Source organism: Acinetobacter pittii (assembly GCF_022449185.1).
Classification (GTDB): domain Bacteria; phylum Pseudomonadota; class Gammaproteobacteria; order Pseudomonadales; family Moraxellaceae; genus Acinetobacter; species Acinetobacter pittii_I.
On record NZ_JAKUKO010000001.1, the window covers coordinates 884,258 to 900,796 of the forward strand.

Sequence of the window (16,539 nt, forward strand, 5' to 3'; positions counted from 1 at the left end):
AATTTTGATAAAATGCTTTTTCTTAAAGATTGATAAAAATACATGTTTATAGAATTTAAAGATTTAAAGAAAAAACGGTACATTGCTTTACTAACTATAGTTTTTCTTATTTTTAGTGGTGGGTATTTAGTTGTTAACAATAAGGGAAATATTCAAAGAGTTGAATCAGTGATATATACAGATAAAGCTATAAGCGAGAAATTTGGAGAAATTAAAAGTTATAGTATCCGTAGTTTTGGGTCGGACCATTATTCTAGTCCTAAGCGTCCAGCTTACTCTTATAAGGTTGATATAACTGGTGAGAAAGCTGATGGGATAGTTGAAATTGATATGAGAAAAGATCAAGAACAGCTTAAATATCTATATACAATTAAAATTAGGGATGTAAGTCCTCATAGTTTTCGTATAAGAATAGGAAAACATTGATACATCTTAGCCGATATAGATTTGTTATAAATGAAAAAAAAGGCCATTAACTAGTCTCTTTTTAACCCCCAATAACCCGCTTCTCAAGCATCTCCATAAAGGTTTTTAAAATAATATTGTGATTTTTGCCCTTGTGAGTAATTAAACAAATAGGTGTGCTGTAATGCATTTTTTCTTTTGAAACAGCTTGCATAAAACCATCTTCAACCCATTTTTTTGCGTAGTGGTCGGGTAAAAAACCTAAAAATTTTCCAGTTAAAATCAGAAATGCGATGCCTTCACGGTCACTTGCTGTCGCCTTACAGTCTAAAAGCTGATGCAACTTTGCCGCTTCTGGTGTAATAGCATAATTAGGGAGAACCGCTTGCCATGTTTTCAACTCATCTAGATTCATATTGCTGCACTGGCTAAACAAGGGATGATTTTTGCCACAGTACAAAAATGAACTTTCACTATATAAATTGAAATAGTCTAGACCAGACAAAGGCGTCACAAGGGGGATAACGCCTGCGTGTAAACGGTTATCGAGCACACGGCATTCAATATCTGACAGAGTACTCATACTAATGTTAATAATAACTTCAGCATGTTCCTCTGCAAGTTGGGTCAACGTATTGGTGATATAGCCTCTAGGCATAGTCACAAGGTTGTTAATAATGCCGATATTAAACTCACCCTTAAGACGGTTATGCATTTGGTTAACTTTAGAACGGAAGTCTTCAATCGCTGCCGTGAGTACTTCAATATATTCTAAAATTTCCCGTCCTTCATCGGTCAGGGCAAAGCCTGCGCGACCACGTTGACATAACCGAATGCCCAGACGATTTTCTAAATCACTCATATGCAAACTAATCGCAGAACGGCTAATGCCAAGAATACTTTCGGCAGACGTAAAGCTGTGACAGTCACAAACCGTTTTAAATATTTTAAGTAATTTAATATCAAAATCAGTGACTTGATTTAATTTTTTAGGTTTCATTTAGTTTTGTTTTTTTAAATCTAAACTCAAGATAATTTGAATTTATCAAAACTATATAGCTCTGTACACTCAAAAAATAACCTCAAAACAAGAAGAGTGATTATGTTTGATATCGACAAATTAACTGATGGCAATTCTGCATCGGAAACCGTTCAATCAAATGCTCAGGCGAGCTTAAATTATCAAGCGCATTGGATGCCTTTTTCCGCAAATCGTAATTTCCATAAAGATCCGCGCATGATTGTCAGTGCTAAAGGGTCTTATTTAATTGATAGCGCAGGCCGCGAAGTCTACGACTCTTTGTCGGGCCTGTGGACTTGTGGAGCTGGGCATACGCTTCCTGAAATTCAGCAGGCTGTAAGTACTCAGTTGTCAAAGCTGGATTACTCACCAGCATTTCAGTTTGGCCATCCATTGTCGTTTCAATTGGCCGAACGAATTATTCAACATATGCCTGAAAAATTGCAGCATGTGTTTTTTACTGACTCAGGTTCAGAGTCCGCAGACACCGCAATTAAAATGGCGCGTGCCTATTGGCGAATTAAAGGCAAACCAAGCAAAACCAAGCTGATTGGGCGCGCGCGTGGCTACCATGGTGTAAACGTTGCAGGGACTAGTCTTGGTGGTATCGGTGGTAACCGAAAAATGTTTGGTCAGCTTATGGATGTAGACCACTTACCGCATACCTTACAGCCCGATTTAACTTTTACCAAAGGCTGTGCTGAAACTGGTGGTGTAGAACTTGCAAATGAGATGCTTAAGTTAATTGAACTACACGATGCTTCAAATATTGCTGCCGTTATTGTAGAGCCAGTTTCAGGTTCGGCAGGATGTATTGTGCCACCGACTGGTTATTTAAAACGCTTAAGAGAAATCTGCGATCAACACGATATCTTGCTGATTTTTGATGAAGTCATTACTGGTTTTGGACGAATGGGTAAATGGACAGCTTCAGAATATTTTGATGTCACACCAGATATTTTAAATTTTGCCAAACAAATTACCAACGGCGCTATTCCACTGGGTGGCGTGGTGGCAAGCCACGAAATTTATGATGCCTTTATGCAGCAAGATTTACCAGAACATGCGGTTGAGTTTACCCATGGCTATACCTATTCGGCGCATCCGGTGGCTTGTGCGGCGGCTTTAGCAACACTCGATGTTTTAGAAAAGAAAAATTTAATTCATCTATCGGCTACTTTGGCTCCAAGTTTTGAAAAACTTTTACATGAGTTAAAAGGTGCTCCAAATATTATTGATATACGTAACTGCGGGCTGATTGGTGCTGTGCAATTGGCACCTCGTGATGGTGATGCGACGATTCGTGGTTTTGAAATTGGCATGCAACTCTGGAAAGCGGGTTTTTATGTGCGCTTTGGTGGAGATACGCTTCAGTTTGGTCCGATGTTTAATAGCACAGAGACTGAGTTACAGCGGCTCATGAACGCCGTGGGTGAGGCAATTTATCAAGTGAAATAACACTGATCGACTTAGAACTTAACTGGAAAAGATGAATAGACACAAGGAATAAAGATGAATACTTCAGAGAATTTTGATAGTCACACGGTTGCCAACACAGAAACAGATTCAAGCCAACCAACCATTAAAGTGATAGGGCATTTTATTGATGGTGGACTCGTCACGAAAACAACCAGGAAACAACCTGTTTATAACCCAGCGACTGGCGAGAGTACAAAAGAAGTTGCACTTGCAGATGCAGAGTTGGTCAATCAAGTGGTTCAAATTGCAGAGCAGGCTTTTCCAGCATGGCGTGATACACCAGTGATTAAACGCGCACGTGTGATGTTTAAATTTAAGCAGTTACTCGAAGAAAATGCTGACAAGCTTTGCCAGCTGATTGGTGAAGAACACGGAAAAATTTGCCACGATGCTAAAGGTGAATTACAACGTGGCATTGAAAACGTTGAATATGCATGTGGTGCGCCTGAGTTTTTAAAAGGCGAATATTCAAAAAATGTGGGCCCAGATATTGATTCATGGAGTGAGTTTCAACCGCTAGGTGTAGTTGCAGGTATTACACCGTTTAACTTTCCTGCAATGGTTCCGTTGTGGATGTTCCCGATGGCAATTGTTTGCGGTAATTGTTTTATTTTAAAACCTTCGGAAAAAGCGCCTTCTGCCGCTTTATTTTTAGCGGAGCTATTAAAACAGGCTGGATTGCCTGATGGTGTTTTTAGTGTTGTAAACGGCGATAAAGAGGCAGTTGATACGTTGCTACATCATCCTAAAATTCAAGCGGTTAGTTTTGTCGGCTCAACGCCTATTGCAGAGTACATATACCGTACGGCAACGGCGAGTGGTAAGCGTTGCCAAGCTTTAGGGGGAGCAAAAAATCATGCGATTATTATGCCTGATGCCGATATTGATAATGTTGTGACTTCTTTGTTGGGTGCTGCATTTGGTTCATCTGGCGAACGTTGTATGGCGTTATCAGTTGCAGTTGCTATTGGCGATGAAGTTGCCGATATTGTGATTGAAAAATTAAAACAAGAAATGAAACAATTGAAATTTGGACACTATGCAGATGAGCGTAATGACTTCGGACCGCTCATTACGCAAGCACATAAAGATAAAGTGCAAGCTTTTATTCAAAGTGCAGAGCAACAAGGTGCTAAAATTGTTGTAGATGGTCGTGATGCAAAACCAACAGGTTATGAAAACGGTTTTTTTGTTGGGCCAACTTTAATTGACCAAGTTTCACAAGACATGACAAGTTACCAGCAAGAAATATTTGGTCCTGTTTTACAGGTCATTCGTGTCCAAACCATGCAAGATGCAATGCAACTCATTAATGACCATGAATATGGCAATGGAACGTGTATTTACACTCGTGATGGTGAAGCTGCACGTTATTTTACCAGCAATATTCAAGTCGGTATGGTTGGGGTCAATGTGCCATTACCTGTACCAGTTGCATATCATAGTTTTGGTGGTTGGAAACGTTCATTGTTTGGTGATTTATATGCTTATGGGCCAGATGGTGTACGTTTTTATACACGCCGTAAAACCATTACCCAGCGCTGGCCTTCAACACAGGTCCGTGAAGCAAAACAATTTGCTATGCCTACATTGAATTAATCAATAAAAAGGGAAAACTCTGATTTTCCCTTTTTTGTTTCGTACAAGTTGGAGAAGTACATTTTAAAACGGTTTTAAAATCAGTTTGTCAATTTGAAGGAATCGAATATGAACAATGATAAAACAACAAAATTAGGTGAAGGACTTTCTAATCGACATATCACCATGATTAGCATAGGTGGTGTTATTGGTGCAGGTTTATTTGTAGGCTCTTCTGCGGCAATTGCAAAAGCAGGCCCAGCCGCTGTACTCGCTTATATAATTACAAGTATTTTAGTTTTTCTGGTCATGCGCATGCTCGGTGAAATGGCGGTCGCGCAACCAGACACTGGTTCATTTTCTACATATGCCCGTAAAGCAATTGGCCCTTGGGCAGGGTTTACCATCGGATGGCTATATTGGTGGTTTTGGGTGCTGGTGATTCCAATTGAAGCCATTGCAGGTGCTGAAATTTTACACGCATGGTTCCCGCAAATCTCAAGTGCTGTTTATGCGCTTGCTTTTATTATTTTACTTAGCCTGGCGAATTTTTTTAGTACCAAAAGTTTTGGTGAGTTTGAGTTCTGGTTTGCACTCATTAAAGTTATTGCGATTATCGTGTTTATTATCATTGGAGCAATGGCTGTCTTTGGAATTTGGCCTTTAGCAACAAATGTCAGTGGTGTCGGCAATCTATTTTCAAATGGTGGTTTTATGCCACATGGTATGGGCGGTGTTTTATCGGCAATTTTAATCTCAGCATTTTCATTTTTTGGAATAGAAATTCTTTCTATTGCTGCGGCAGAATCTAAAAATCCAGAAGAAAAAATTAAACGTGCAACGAATTTAGTGCTTTATCGAATTATTTTATTCTTTGTTGTGTCGATTTTTCTTGCAGTTGCTTTAGTAGACTGGCGTTCTCCAGACTTACAAAAATTTGGTACTTTTCAGTTTGTGTTAATGAGTTTGAATGTGCCCGAAACTAAACTGATAATGGATGCCGTCGTTTTCATTGCTGTTGCAAGCTGTATGAATGCTGCGGTTTATACCTCTTCTCGAATGTTATTTGCTTTAGGTACACGTCAGGAAGCACCGAGGGTTGTGACAAAAATTAATAGAGCAGGCGTACCGACTTCTGCTGTGTTTTTATCTACTTTGATTGGTGTGGTCTGCTGTGCTGTAAACTACATGTTTCCGGGACAAGTCTTTGGATTCTTGCTATCTACCACAGGCTCAATTGCTTTACTGGTTTACCTTGTGATCGCATTTTCACAACTACGTTTAAGACATAAATGGGAAAAAGAGGGCACAGCGGTATCTTTTAAAATGTGGATGTTCCCTTGGTTAACTTGGTTTGTGATTTTAGTGATTATGACTGTTTTAGGTTATATGTTCTTATCACCAGCCTATAGTTATGAAACTACTTTATCTTTAGGCGTAACTTTGTTGGTGGTCATTTGTGGGTTGTTTGTCACGCGAAAGCGTAAAGCAACCAGATCGGTTGCTATGAACTTAGATTAATCATTCAATAAAATTAAATTGTATATAAATTAAAAAAGAGACCGTAAAAGGTCTCTTTTTTCTCTCATATTCCAAGATTTAGATAACTATTTAGTCGTATCAATAGAGACTAAAACAGATAAACCAGGACGTAATAATTTAACATCTTTTTGATTTTCAATGAGCTTGATTCGTAAAGGAAGGCGCTGGACAATCTTAGTAAAGTTACCTGTTGCGTTGGTTGCCGAGATAGGAGAGAAAAATGCGCCAGTAGATGGAGAGAAGCTGTCTACCACACCTTTTAGTTCAACGTTATAAGCATCTACATAGACATTAACTGGTTGTCCGATCTTGATCTTTTTTAATTCAATTTCACGGAAGTTGGCTTCTACATAAACTTGATCTAAAGGAACAACCACCATGAGTGGATTACCAGCACTCACAAAGTTACCTACGTTAGCTGACTTTTGACCAATCATACCATCAATAGGGGCACGAACTTCCGTATAGCTCAAATTCAGTTTTGCTTTATCAAGTGCCGCTTGTGCTTGTTTAAGAGCAGCTTGTTTGGCTTGTACCTGAATCTTGTATTGGTTGAGCTGATACTGTGCATCAATCACTTTTTCTTTACTGCTGTCTAAGTCAGCATATTGTTCAGTCAAAGTCGTCTTAGATTGCTGTGTAATTAATCTAGATTCTGCTCCAAGTGCCTGTAATTGCTCATAACGCGCCGTATTATCTTTTGTGAGTTTAATGCCGGCTTCTACTTTTCTCAGCTGTGCTTCTGTTTCTCGAATAACAGTCGGTTGTCTTTCAACTGCCAGCATTGCTTCATTCAGGTCAGCTTGTGCTTTTGCATAATTAGATTCAGCTTCAGCCAAAGCAGCTTGATAATCACGTGCATCAATCCGCGCTAAAAGTTGGCCTTTTTTTACGGTCTGGTGATCTTTAATGTAAATTTCCTCAATATTGCCAGATACTTTAGGGGCAATAGTTGAGTACTCTACATCTACACGTGCATCGTCTGTTTCAACAACCGAAGAGGGTAAAAATATAAGTTTTAAAACCCACAAAATAGATGCTAAGACAATAATAAACGCAATAGCCATAACCCAATGCTTTTTGAGAAATTGCACCTTGGTTAACTTGGGTGGTTCGGTATGGGTGGTGTCTTGGGCTTCGAGAGTACTCATAAAGATTTTCCTGAGTTATGACTATTCATTAACTTAATGAGAGCAATACGTGGCGGATAAGTTCGAACTGGCAAAATCAACATCACGATGAATAAAATAGCGGTAAGGCCAGCTAAGATGAGATATTGATCGCTAATAACTAAAACTGATTGTTGTGCCTGAATCGCAGAATTTAGGGCAGATAAACCACCTGAAACACGATCTGCACCATTTGCGGTGAGCACAGGGGGAGTAAGTGGGTTAATAACAGGGCCTTGAATATTTTGGAAAACATGTTGGGCGGTATTTTCAATTAGCCGGGTTGAATGGTATTCACCGCGCACTCGATTGATCCAGTCTAAAATACAAACACCCAGTACACCGCTAATAGCGCGAGGAGTATTAATCATTGGTGATGCATAAATTGCCATGGTTGGGTGAACACTGTTTGTCCCCATCATTAAGAGCGAGAGTACGACACAGGTTTGCCCCAGACATGAGATTGCATGCCAAAAATAAAACTGATCTTGGTTCCATGTGGTATCAAGTTGACTTGCGCCTAGGCAACCCGCAATGACCAGAAGTAAACCAAATCCGTGTACATATCGGCTATCCACCCAAGCTTGATTTAAAAGCTTCACAACAATAGGAATATAGATAAATTGCAATGCCGCAATTTGTAAGCCAATCCACATGGTCTGAGTGGGTTTATAGCCATGCACAGCACTTAAGTAATTCAGTGGTAATGTGCTAGTAGACATACCAATAATGACAAAGCAAAAGAGTGCGAAAACAGCATAAGCAAAATTTCGGATTTCGAGCATTTGCGGTTTAATTAATGGGCTTGGATAGCGCCATTCATGTATGAAAAACCAAGGTAAAGTAATCGCACTAATTAAGGCCAATACACAAATTAATTGAGAATGGAACCAATCTAAATGATTGCCATGCAAAAGCAGGGTGCTCAGGCTCGCTAAGCTAATAATCGCTAAAATGGCACCCATCCAATCGTAAGTTTTTATTCTTGAATAATTCAATGGATCTTGGGGAATACCAAAATACACCAGAGCAGCACTTAGCGCACAAAAAGGAATGGTTTGGAAAAATATCATTTTCCAGCCAATCACATCTAAATAAAACGCAGAGAGTGCAGCACTTAAGTTGGGAAAGAACGTCGCAGTTAATGCATAGCAGGCTAAGCCCCATAGTCGAATATCAGGTCCTAAAAATCTAAGCGCACAGGCCATGAGCAAAGGAATGGTTAAACCATTGGCGAGCCCTTGTAAGCCACGTAACAGATAAAAGATTTCGATATTTGGACTAAAAGGAATTAATACGCTAGAGAAGAGGCAAAGTCCTATGGCAAAAAGAAGAACTCTGCGCATAGAAAAAATGACTGCCCAACTCGTAGACAGGATCATTCCAATAATCATTGCACTTGCATAAATACTGTTAACCCAATAACCCGAGTCGACACTAATGCCCATTGCACCTCGAATGTCGACTAAAGTAATGCTGGTAATTCGGTTATTAAATTCAACAGTCATTGCAGCAAATATTGCACCTGCTAAACCGATGAGTGGCTTTGTATTCATCTTTTACCTTAAATCTTAAACATCAATTCATTGCACGGAGTAGATATTTACTGTACTGTACCGATCGGTACTCTACTCTTTAATTAAATTTCCGTCAATTCTCGATTTTGAACTTTTCGATGAGTTACACTTAGAACGAAATCGCTAAAATTTTTACAAGGTCAATATGTCTGGTTTAACGAAAGCTCATGAAAAAGATCAAAAAATTCTGGATGCAGCAACAAAGTTTTTTTTGATCCACGGCTTTAGTGGCACAACGACCGACATGATCCAAAAGGAAGCGGGGGTTTCAAAAGCAACAATGTATGGTTGCTATAAGAATAAAGAAGCGATGTTTGCAGCGGTGATTGAACGCCAATGTACCAACATGCAAAAACAAATTATTTTAGTTGAGACAAAAGCTGACAATTTACGCTCAGCTCTAACTGAAATTGGGAAGACCTATCTGTGTTTTATATTATCGCATTCAGGCTTGGCTTTTTTTAGGGTCTGTATTGCAGAAGCTGTAAGATTCCCTGAGTTATCTGAAAAATTCTTTGAATTGGGGCCAAAGCGTCTGGCAAATATCATTGCAGGATATCTAGAAAAATCCGTTAAACAGGGCGAAATTGAATTAAGCTCTTCTTCAGAAGTTGCTGCGAATATATTTTTATCGCTATTAAGAAGTGATGCTCATCTAAAATGTTTGACACATCCTGATTATTTAATATCAGAGAATGAAATTAGTACTTGGGTTGAGTATGCGGTTGATTTATTTTTAAAAAATATTAAGTATTATCAGAGTTAATTTCTTTATTAAATAATTTAAAAGATGAATACTTTAAAAATTATTTTATTCTTGAGAAATTTCGAGATTAGTAAAATCTTTACTTAGAAATTTTTTACTTAAAAAGGAGTTGAATTGAAACCAAACTCCTTTTTAGCAAGATTTACTGTTTAGATGGAATATATTTACGCATAGTAAAAATAGATAGCGTAAATAAAATACTAAAACCAAAAATAGGTAAGCTTAGCCCTAACACGAGACCCACCAAGATTAACCCTGTTTTTTGTGAGCCAGTTGCACGGTTCCAAACTGATAAGCTTTGACCAACAAAGTGAGTTGTCATGAGTTTTAAATTTGAGTTTTTAAATGCAGCCTTATATGCATAAATAATCATCGTACAAAGCGCAAGCGCATAAAGTGCGAGAACTAATTGATTTATCCAGCCAAATAAAACGCCAATATGCGCATCAACTCCCCAACGAGTTAATTTAGCTACTAAAGAGTAGTCTTTAAACGCAAGTTGATCGATAACTTTGTGTTGTTCCACATCAATGGCGATACTGTCTGCTTGAGTAGGCCATTTGCGCTGAATTTCGGCTACAGTCCAAGCTTGATTTCCACTAGTCGGTGGCTTGATTTGTATTTGCGCTGCATCAATGCCATGTGCTCTGGCGATTGAAAGAGCAGTATCGTACTCAGTAGAGACAATATTTAAATTAAGATTTTCACTATGAGGCATCTCGTGATGTTCATGGTGCATCACTGTAGGTAAATTATGTGTTTGAAGGGACGTTGCTAATGTTGGGGTTTGCCAGTTAAGCCACTGACGAGCAACTCGAATATTATCTCCAGCCCACTGGGACCATGTAAGACCCGTAATGGCAATTAATAATAAAAGTGGAAATAAAGTTAAACCCAACGTGCTATGCCATCTTAATAATCTATTTTTTTGTGTTTGCCTAATTTTAAGATTTTGACGGCGTTTCCACCAATTATAAAGTCCAGTTAAAATCAAAATGGTTAACCAGCTTGCAGCAAGTTCACTATAAAAGCGCCCCCATTTTCCTAGTAATAAATTGCTATGTAACTGGTCGAGCATAGTTCGAAATGGCAGAACCCCACTGGTACCATAAACCGCTAGATGGCCTTTGGCTTTAAGTGTAAAAGGATCAATAAAAACGGCTTCACTTGTAAAATCATGTATTGGGTCTGAAAAAATTACGCGTGTTGTCTGATCAGAGCTTGGAGCTGGTCTAACTTCAATTACTTGTGCAGACTTAGGCATTTCTTGCTTTGCGGCTTCAATTTGCTGGCTCAGCTTATGTGGTGTTTGATTCAGTGGCTCAACATATAGAACATCTTTATAAATGGCTTGTTCAAGTTGTGGTGTAATTGCATAGAGTAAACCAGTGATTGCAGCGACTAAGATAAATGGTGCAATAAAAATACCAGCATAAATATGAATCAAACGGAAAAGACTACGCCAGAAAGATGATTGAGTCAGCATCGGAAGATAATGTCTAGCAGATTTTAGACTGGATTATAACGAGTTATTTATTTTAATGTTGATTGTGCAGTAACCACTATTAAATTATTTGAGTAGCTCTGATGTGCACTTTTTAGGCCAATAATTAAATGTTTTTTATTGCTTGGTAAATTTTATACCTTTTTCTATTTACTATTTAAGACCTTATTTGATAACTCTACAATTTATAATTCAAACTGTTTTGCTCCCTTATTAGTATTAAAAAACCGCTTATTTTAGGATAAGCGGTTTTATTAGAATAAAGTTTTACTGCAGTCCAGAACTAGTGATGGCCTTGTGAAACTCCACCATTTCCATCAGGAAGACTAATTCGAATATTTTGCATCATGCCTTGATCTTCATGATCCAAAATATGGCAGTGCAACACAAAGTCACCGATGTAGCGTTGGTACTTGGTTCTTACAATGACTTTATAACTGGCTCCTTGTACGTTTTTAACCCAGATTGTATCTTTCCATGTCCCTTTTAGCCCACGATATTGTGGATCAGGGGCAGCCGTTTTGTCATAGTCATCCACGGCATTTATATCACTGACATCTTTACCGTTAGGGTCATATACTGCTACGACTTGAAATGGGTTTACATGAATATGAAAAGGATGGCTAGCTAATTTAGAGGTGAGTATCCATTCATCGGTTTTGCCTAATTCGAGCGTACGATCAATTCGATCTGGTTGATATGGTTTTCCATTCACCTGAAACTGAACTGGATCAGCAGTTGTATCAATATTAAATTCTAAAAATTGTTTATACGGTGTAGCTGGTAAGTCCTGATGAGGAACAAAATGACTAAGCTTCAGATTTTGTTGTAAATCTTGAAGAACTGCGGGACGCATATCTGGGGCAATATTTCGGTATGCATTATTGCTTAACACTGTTGTTAAAGACTGAGGTGCTGAAGTGGATTTATTGACTTGAATAATCCCAAGTAATCGTCTCTCAGAAGATGTACGGTCTACGTTAGCCGAAGCTGATGCCGCTTCATCAATTAAACAATAACGACCTTCTTGTGGGAATTGTATTAATGCATCATAACGGTAACCCGGTTGAAAAACGGTAACAGTTTTGTCCATAACTTGTTTGAGAGTTAGACCGTCGGCTGCGATGATGTGTTGACTCACAGTAGGTCCTGTACAACTTTCACTTAATAATTTCTTTTCACCCATTGGTGTCAAATTGAGTTTGGATGGGATATTTTGCATCTGACGAACGCTTAAGTTGATACTGTCGCGGACACCTGCATGTACCATTCGCCAACGCTCAACTTGTCCTGCAACCGCTTGAGTGATGAAGGGTTGAACTTCTCCATTGATGCTCGTATATCGTCCTGATTTTCCCCAATCGCCAGGGCCAAAACCCTGATAATCTCTAATTTCACCAATTTGATTGTTTTGGCAAATATAGTTGCCATTTTGATCGGTTTCGATTTTTCCGTTAGCATCGTAGCAAGCATATTGGATTTGCTGAAAAACCAGAGTTCTTTCTTTAAAACCATAAGTGAGTAAATCTAAATCACCTGACTTATTTGGGGTAGGCTGGCGATATCCACGAATAATTAACGCACCCGCCATACCACTTGCAACTTGAATCGCGGTTGAGCCATGTCGATGCGGATGATACCAAAATGTTCCGGCTGGATGATCGGATGGAATGTTGTATTCATATTGGAAATTAACACCCGGATTAATCGAAATTAAAACGTTATCACTATTTCCTGCAGGGTTAATCCATAAACCGTGAGTGTGCATGTTAGTGCCATCAAAACAATGGGATTTATTCACATCAAAATGATCGCCAGTACAACTTGGGTCTTTAGGAAATTTTTTGTGAGTAATCGGGTCTGTATCAAGTTGATTATCTAAGTTTGCTCGTACAGTTTCTCCCGGAAATACTTCAATCGTCGGAGCAATATAAGGTGTATTGGGCTGCGTATTTGTACCTTGATAACTACGTAAAAGGACTTCGTCATAACGATTTGTCGCTGGGTTCCAAAGTCTGTTCCTCGTTTTTTTAACTTCCCATGTAAACAATGCTTCATTTGAAGATTGCATTTGTGGAACGTTTGTTGGTGACGTAGTAGATTTAGGTTTTGCAATTAATGCGACATGATTACGCGCAACAGCCATATCGGGTGGGTCTTCTAATATACGTTCAGAAGTATCATTTGCTGATACACACCAACTCACTAAGATTAGAGGTGTGCATAATATTAAATGAGCTATTTTCATAATGAATATAGGCCTGAAAAAATCAGGCCTCTCCCTTAATTATTATTTTGACGTTTCTAAGCGAACTTGAGAAATACTCAAGCCTTGAGAGCTTACTTTTTCTTTCACTTGATCAAGCGTTAAATCAGTAGCAACAAACTGAACTTCTAAGTCTTCAGCAGCCATACCTAACTGCTTAACTTGATCGCTGACCTGATAGACCAATTGAGGGGTGTCCGCCGTGGTCATGATCTAACACACCGAAGTAATTAATTGTGGCAACATAAATTTTTTGGTCAGGTTTATTTTTTGGAGATAGATAAATCTTATAAGTTAGATTTGGATTACCAATCATTTGAACATTATCTAATATTAAATAAGTTTGTCCTGATGAGAGCTTTGTTTGAGTAAGTTGACTTGAGTTTTCTAGGAAACTTGCAGTTTGAGGGGCTAAAGCTACTTTTTGAGTTACACCCATAAGCTTAATGCTTTTATTACTGCTGACTGGTTTATGATTCATTTTAAATAGGTTTGCTTTTTCAGCACCTTTACTATTCATAACAGGTGCTTCAACTTTACAAGCATTTTCATTGGTATATCGCACTGGAATTTTACCGGGGGTGAATACATCAGCAATGGTCATAGTGACTTTGTTGCCGTTTTCATCTGCAAAGGTATATCGGGTGTCATACCAACTATCTGGCATACCTAAATTTTTCTTAGCCCATTCAAGCGTAATTGGTTGTCCATTTGCTTTTTTATTTAACCAGCATTGCCACAAGCGGTCGATATTTGCATGGTGCATATAAAATACGGGGTCTAAGCCTGCAATAGGTACAAATCCCATATCCGGTAGCACACAGTTTTTACCGACTGCACAGTGCATGACACCATGGGGTTGAGACTGTAATTGGTTAGAGAAGTCTGTGAAGTTATCCCATTTAAATGCTTGAGCAGCGCTGGCATTATCTGGATCTATGGCGCTGATATTTGTATTTAAACCCGGTGTTCGGAACTGATCATATAAAGTACCTGCTTGTTTACCTCGGACCAGTTTAGGCAGTGCTAAGCCTTTACCATTAGCAGCTTTTTCTTGGTAATAATCCCAATAAGGAAGAGAGTAATCTTGCCCAACATATTTACGTACTGTTCGCTCATAAAAATAAAGCATCATACGGTGCCAAGGTAAGAAATTTAGATTGCCATGTTGGCATGTACCCCAAACGTCATCGGTAAAGCCATCATTTGGGACTGGTGAATTTTGAATATGCTTATAGTAACTGTCACATACTGCTTTACTATATATCTCTAAACACTGTGGCATACGGTATTGATTAACATAATAATCTTTGTCTGTTGCATGTTTACCTGTACCAAAATAGCCATGTGTATTGGCCCAGTAATTAAAGCTTGTACGAAACTCCGGTGATAAAGGGGGTGCATTATTATTTGCTCGCATTTTTTCCAGACCCTTTTGTAATGCGCTTACTTTGGCTGGATCTTTTGCAAACTCCGTGGCACTTATTCGTAGTGAGTCAGCATGAGTCGTTAAGCTCATACCACACAATAGAGTTCCTAAAATATAATAATTTCTCTTCATGATTTTAAATCCTTGTTATGTTTAATATTCTTATATTTGATTATTAGTAATGTATGAATTTACCCTTGGTTTGGGTAATTCTTAATCTAATCTAGCATATAAAGAAGTTTTTATTAAAGGTTTATATTTAATATTAATAATGAAAAAGTTTAATTTTAAATCCTGTAATTTTTTAGAAAAACTTAATTATTTAGTATATTGTTTTTAATGTGCTTTTATTAATAATTAAAAGATTTTTAAAATAAAAATAATTATATTTTTACTTAATGTGTTTTGTTTTTTTAAATTTATGGGTTTGAAGTCTCATTATTAATTGAAATGTTAGATATGAAAATTTTTGATTCAAATTAAATATTAAAAATTATTTTATTTGAATGGTTAGCATGCATGCTCTAAAGGTTTTGTATAGAGCTATCTATATTTTGAGTTTTAAAATACAAATTACAATTGCATGATTATTAAGTTTATTTTGTAATTTTGGCATTTTTATTGCTTAATTACTTTTATCTTTAGTACAACATTTGATTTACTAACTTATAAATGATGATTCAACCCATCTTGCTCTCTTATGGTGTCTTTTTCATATGAAAAATGCACTAAATAGGCACGTATTTTTATTTTGCACTATATTTGTGCGTTGGATGCTGTAATGAAGTCATTGGTTTCAATACTCACTTTACTCATTCTATGTGGATGCTCTTCATCTGAACAAAGTGGTAAAGCGCAGGAAAAGTTAGTGGTCCATTCGATATGTGTTTTTGATAGTACAAATACAAAAGTCTGTGTCGATAAACCAGCCCAAAGAATTGTGTCTTTGTTTGAGTCGGGTTTAGATGGCTTATATATGCTAGGGCAAGGTCATAAAGTGATTGGCATACCAGCCGAAGTATACATCCAGCCTTTATTATTTAATGCCTATTCAAAAATAGATAAGCGTATTGCCAATAAACAGCTTGCGGCGCCTTCACAAGGGGCAAATGCCACCAATATTGAAAGTCTTGTGTTGTTGAAACCCGATCTGGTGATTTTGGGGAGCGGGCAGACCCAAACGATCGCATTATTACGACAGTTTGGCATTGCTGTATATGTGATGGAGTCAGGTACTTACCAGCAAGTAAAAGAAGAGTTATCAGAAATTGCCGTTTTGAGCGGTGCCCAAAAGCGTGCTCAAGAAATTTTAAATTTCTCTGATGAAATTATGGCAGAAGTTGCAGCCAAAACAGCACGTCAGTCAAATAAGCAATCGATTTACTATGCGTGGTCAGGTGGGCGAATTTTTTCCACTTCGGGACGGGAGTCAATTACCAATGACTTTATTGAGCTGGCAGGTGCTTACAACATTGTTCAGACCAATGCTAACCAACCTAATGTAAATCCCGAGACTCTCATTGAATGGAATCCTGACAATATTGTGCTTTGGAATACCAACCCAAAACTGATTTATGAACGCAAAGAATTACAAGGCTTAAGTGCCGTACAAAACCGTAAGGTATTTAATTTGAGCCCTGCATTTATTTATAACCCCCATACCATCAAAATCATTATTACGGCGATTTATTTGAACCACAGCATTTACCCTGAACAGTCCGATTTACCAGTAAGTGCCTTACAACAGCGTATTTTAACCAAGTTGTATGGTGAGCACCTTGCCAAAGCGTTGGTGTCATGAAT

General features: G+C 38.1%; 11 protein-coding genes and 1 pseudogene. 6 read left to right on the plus strand and 6 right to left on the minus strand.

Annotated features, from left to right (window positions below; genetic code table 11):
- Positions 1-42: 42 nt before the first annotated feature.
- A complete protein-coding gene (locus tag MKX14_RS04200) occupies positions 43-426 on the plus strand; it encodes a hypothetical protein (protein ID WP_240281839.1) in 384 nt (127 codons plus the stop codon).
- 61 nt (positions 427-487) lie between these two features.
- On the opposite strand, the gene MKX14_RS04205 is transcribed toward MKX14_RS04200, so the two are convergent.
- On the minus strand, positions 488-1,405 hold the full coding sequence (locus MKX14_RS04205; protein WP_240281840.1) for a LysR family transcriptional regulator: 918 nt from the start codon (positions 1,403-1,405) through the stop codon (positions 488-490).
- A 96-nt stretch (positions 1,406-1,501) separates the two neighbouring features.
- Here MKX14_RS04205 and MKX14_RS04210 point away from each other — a divergent pair, with 96 nt between their 5' ends.
- The 3 genes from MKX14_RS04210 to MKX14_RS04220 all read left to right on the plus strand — a co-directional run bounded on the left by MKX14_RS04210 (position 1,502) and on the right by MKX14_RS04220 (position 6,004).
- Positions 1,502-2,884: an aspartate aminotransferase family protein gene (locus MKX14_RS04210; RefSeq protein ID WP_240281841.1), complete on the plus strand. Its 1,383-nt coding sequence runs from the start codon at positions 1,502-1,504 to the stop codon at positions 2,882-2,884.
- A 54-nt stretch (positions 2,885-2,938) separates the two neighbouring features.
- On the plus strand, positions 2,939-4,504 hold the full coding sequence (locus MKX14_RS04215) for a CoA-acylating methylmalonate-semialdehyde dehydrogenase (RefSeq protein ID WP_240281842.1): 1,566 nt from the start codon (positions 2,939-2,941) through the stop codon (positions 4,502-4,504).
- 108 nt (positions 4,505-4,612) lie between these two features.
- A complete protein-coding gene (locus tag MKX14_RS04220; protein ID WP_108010633.1) occupies positions 4,613-6,004 on the plus strand; it encodes an amino acid permease in 1,392 nt (463 codons plus the stop codon).
- A gap of 86 nt (positions 6,005-6,090) precedes the next feature.
- On the opposite strand, the gene MKX14_RS04225 is transcribed toward MKX14_RS04220, so the two are convergent.
- Positions 6,091-7,176: an HlyD family secretion protein gene (locus MKX14_RS04225; RefSeq protein WP_240281843.1), complete on the minus strand. Its 1,086-nt coding sequence runs from the start codon at positions 7,174-7,176 to the stop codon at positions 6,091-6,093.
- Positions 7,173-8,750: an MFS transporter gene (gene yhcA, locus MKX14_RS04230; protein WP_133480332.1), complete on the minus strand. Its 1,578-nt coding sequence runs from the start codon at positions 8,748-8,750 to the stop codon at positions 7,173-7,175. Before yhcA ends, MKX14_RS04225 begins: the two co-directional genes overlap by 4 nt.
- A gap of 166 nt (positions 8,751-8,916) precedes the next feature.
- Here yhcA and MKX14_RS04235 point away from each other — a divergent pair, with 166 nt between their 5' ends.
- Entirely contained in the window at positions 8,917-9,537 is a 621-nt protein-coding gene (locus MKX14_RS04235; protein ID WP_240281844.1) for a TetR/AcrR family transcriptional regulator, read from the plus strand.
- A 142-nt stretch (positions 9,538-9,679) separates the two neighbouring features.
- Here the strand turns inward: MKX14_RS04235 and MKX14_RS04240 are convergent, their stop codons facing one another.
- The 3 genes and pseudogenes from MKX14_RS04240 to MKX14_RS04255 all read right to left on the minus strand — a co-directional run bounded on the left by MKX14_RS04240 (position 9,680) and on the right by MKX14_RS04255 (position 14,868).
- Positions 9,680-11,023, minus strand: a complete 1,344-nt coding sequence (locus MKX14_RS04240; protein ID WP_240281845.1) for a PepSY-associated TM helix domain-containing protein — start codon at positions 11,021-11,023, stop codon at positions 9,680-9,682.
- 301 nt (positions 11,024-11,324) lie between these two features.
- Entirely contained in the window at positions 11,325-13,289 is a 1,965-nt protein-coding gene (locus tag MKX14_RS04245; protein ID WP_240281846.1) for a multicopper oxidase family protein, read from the minus strand.
- Between the two features lie 42 nt (positions 13,290-13,331).
- Positions 13,332-14,868 (minus strand): annotated as a pseudogene (locus tag MKX14_RS04255) (tyrosinase family protein).
- 649 nt (positions 14,869-15,517) lie between these two features.
- On the opposite strand from MKX14_RS04255, the gene MKX14_RS04260 reads away from it, so the two are divergent.
- Entirely contained in the window at positions 15,518-16,537 is a 1,020-nt protein-coding gene (locus MKX14_RS04260) for an ABC transporter substrate-binding protein (protein ID WP_240281849.1), read from the plus strand.
- Positions 16,538-16,539: the final 2 nt, after the last annotated feature.

Bases quoted from the DNA above. Each gene is read 5' to 3' on its own strand.
- MKX14_RS04220 (WP_108010633.1), top strand. From the start codon at position 4,613: ATGAACAATGATAAAACAACAAAATTAGGTGAAGGACTTTCTAATCGA.
- MKX14_RS04235 (WP_240281844.1), top strand. From the start codon at position 8,917: ATGTCTGGTTTAACGAAAGCTCATGAAAAAGATCAAAAAATTCTGGAT.
- MKX14_RS04200 (WP_240281839.1), top strand. From the start codon at position 43: ATGTTTATAGAATTTAAAGATTTAAAGAAAAAACGGTACATTGCTTTA.
- MKX14_RS04225 (WP_240281843.1), bottom strand. From the start codon at position 7,176: ATGAGTACTCTCGAAGCCCAAGACACCACCCATACCGAACCACCCAAG.
- yhcA (WP_133480332.1), bottom strand. From the start codon at position 8,750: ATGAATACAAAGCCACTCATCGGTTTAGCAGGTGCAATATTTGCTGCA.
- MKX14_RS04260 (WP_240281849.1), top strand. From the start codon at position 15,518: ATGAAGTCATTGGTTTCAATACTCACTTTACTCATTCTATGTGGATGC.
- MKX14_RS04205 (WP_240281840.1), bottom strand. From the start codon at position 1,405: ATGAAACCTAAAAAATTAAATCAAGTCACTGATTTTGATATTAAATTA.
- MKX14_RS04240 (WP_240281845.1), bottom strand. From the start codon at position 11,023: ATGCTGACTCAATCATCTTTCTGGCGTAGTCTTTTCCGTTTGATTCAT.
- MKX14_RS04215 (WP_240281842.1), top strand. From the start codon at position 2,939: ATGAATACTTCAGAGAATTTTGATAGTCACACGGTTGCCAACACAGAA.
- MKX14_RS04245 (WP_240281846.1), bottom strand. From the start codon at position 13,289: ATGAAAATAGCTCATTTAATATTATGCACACCTCTAATCTTAGTGAGT.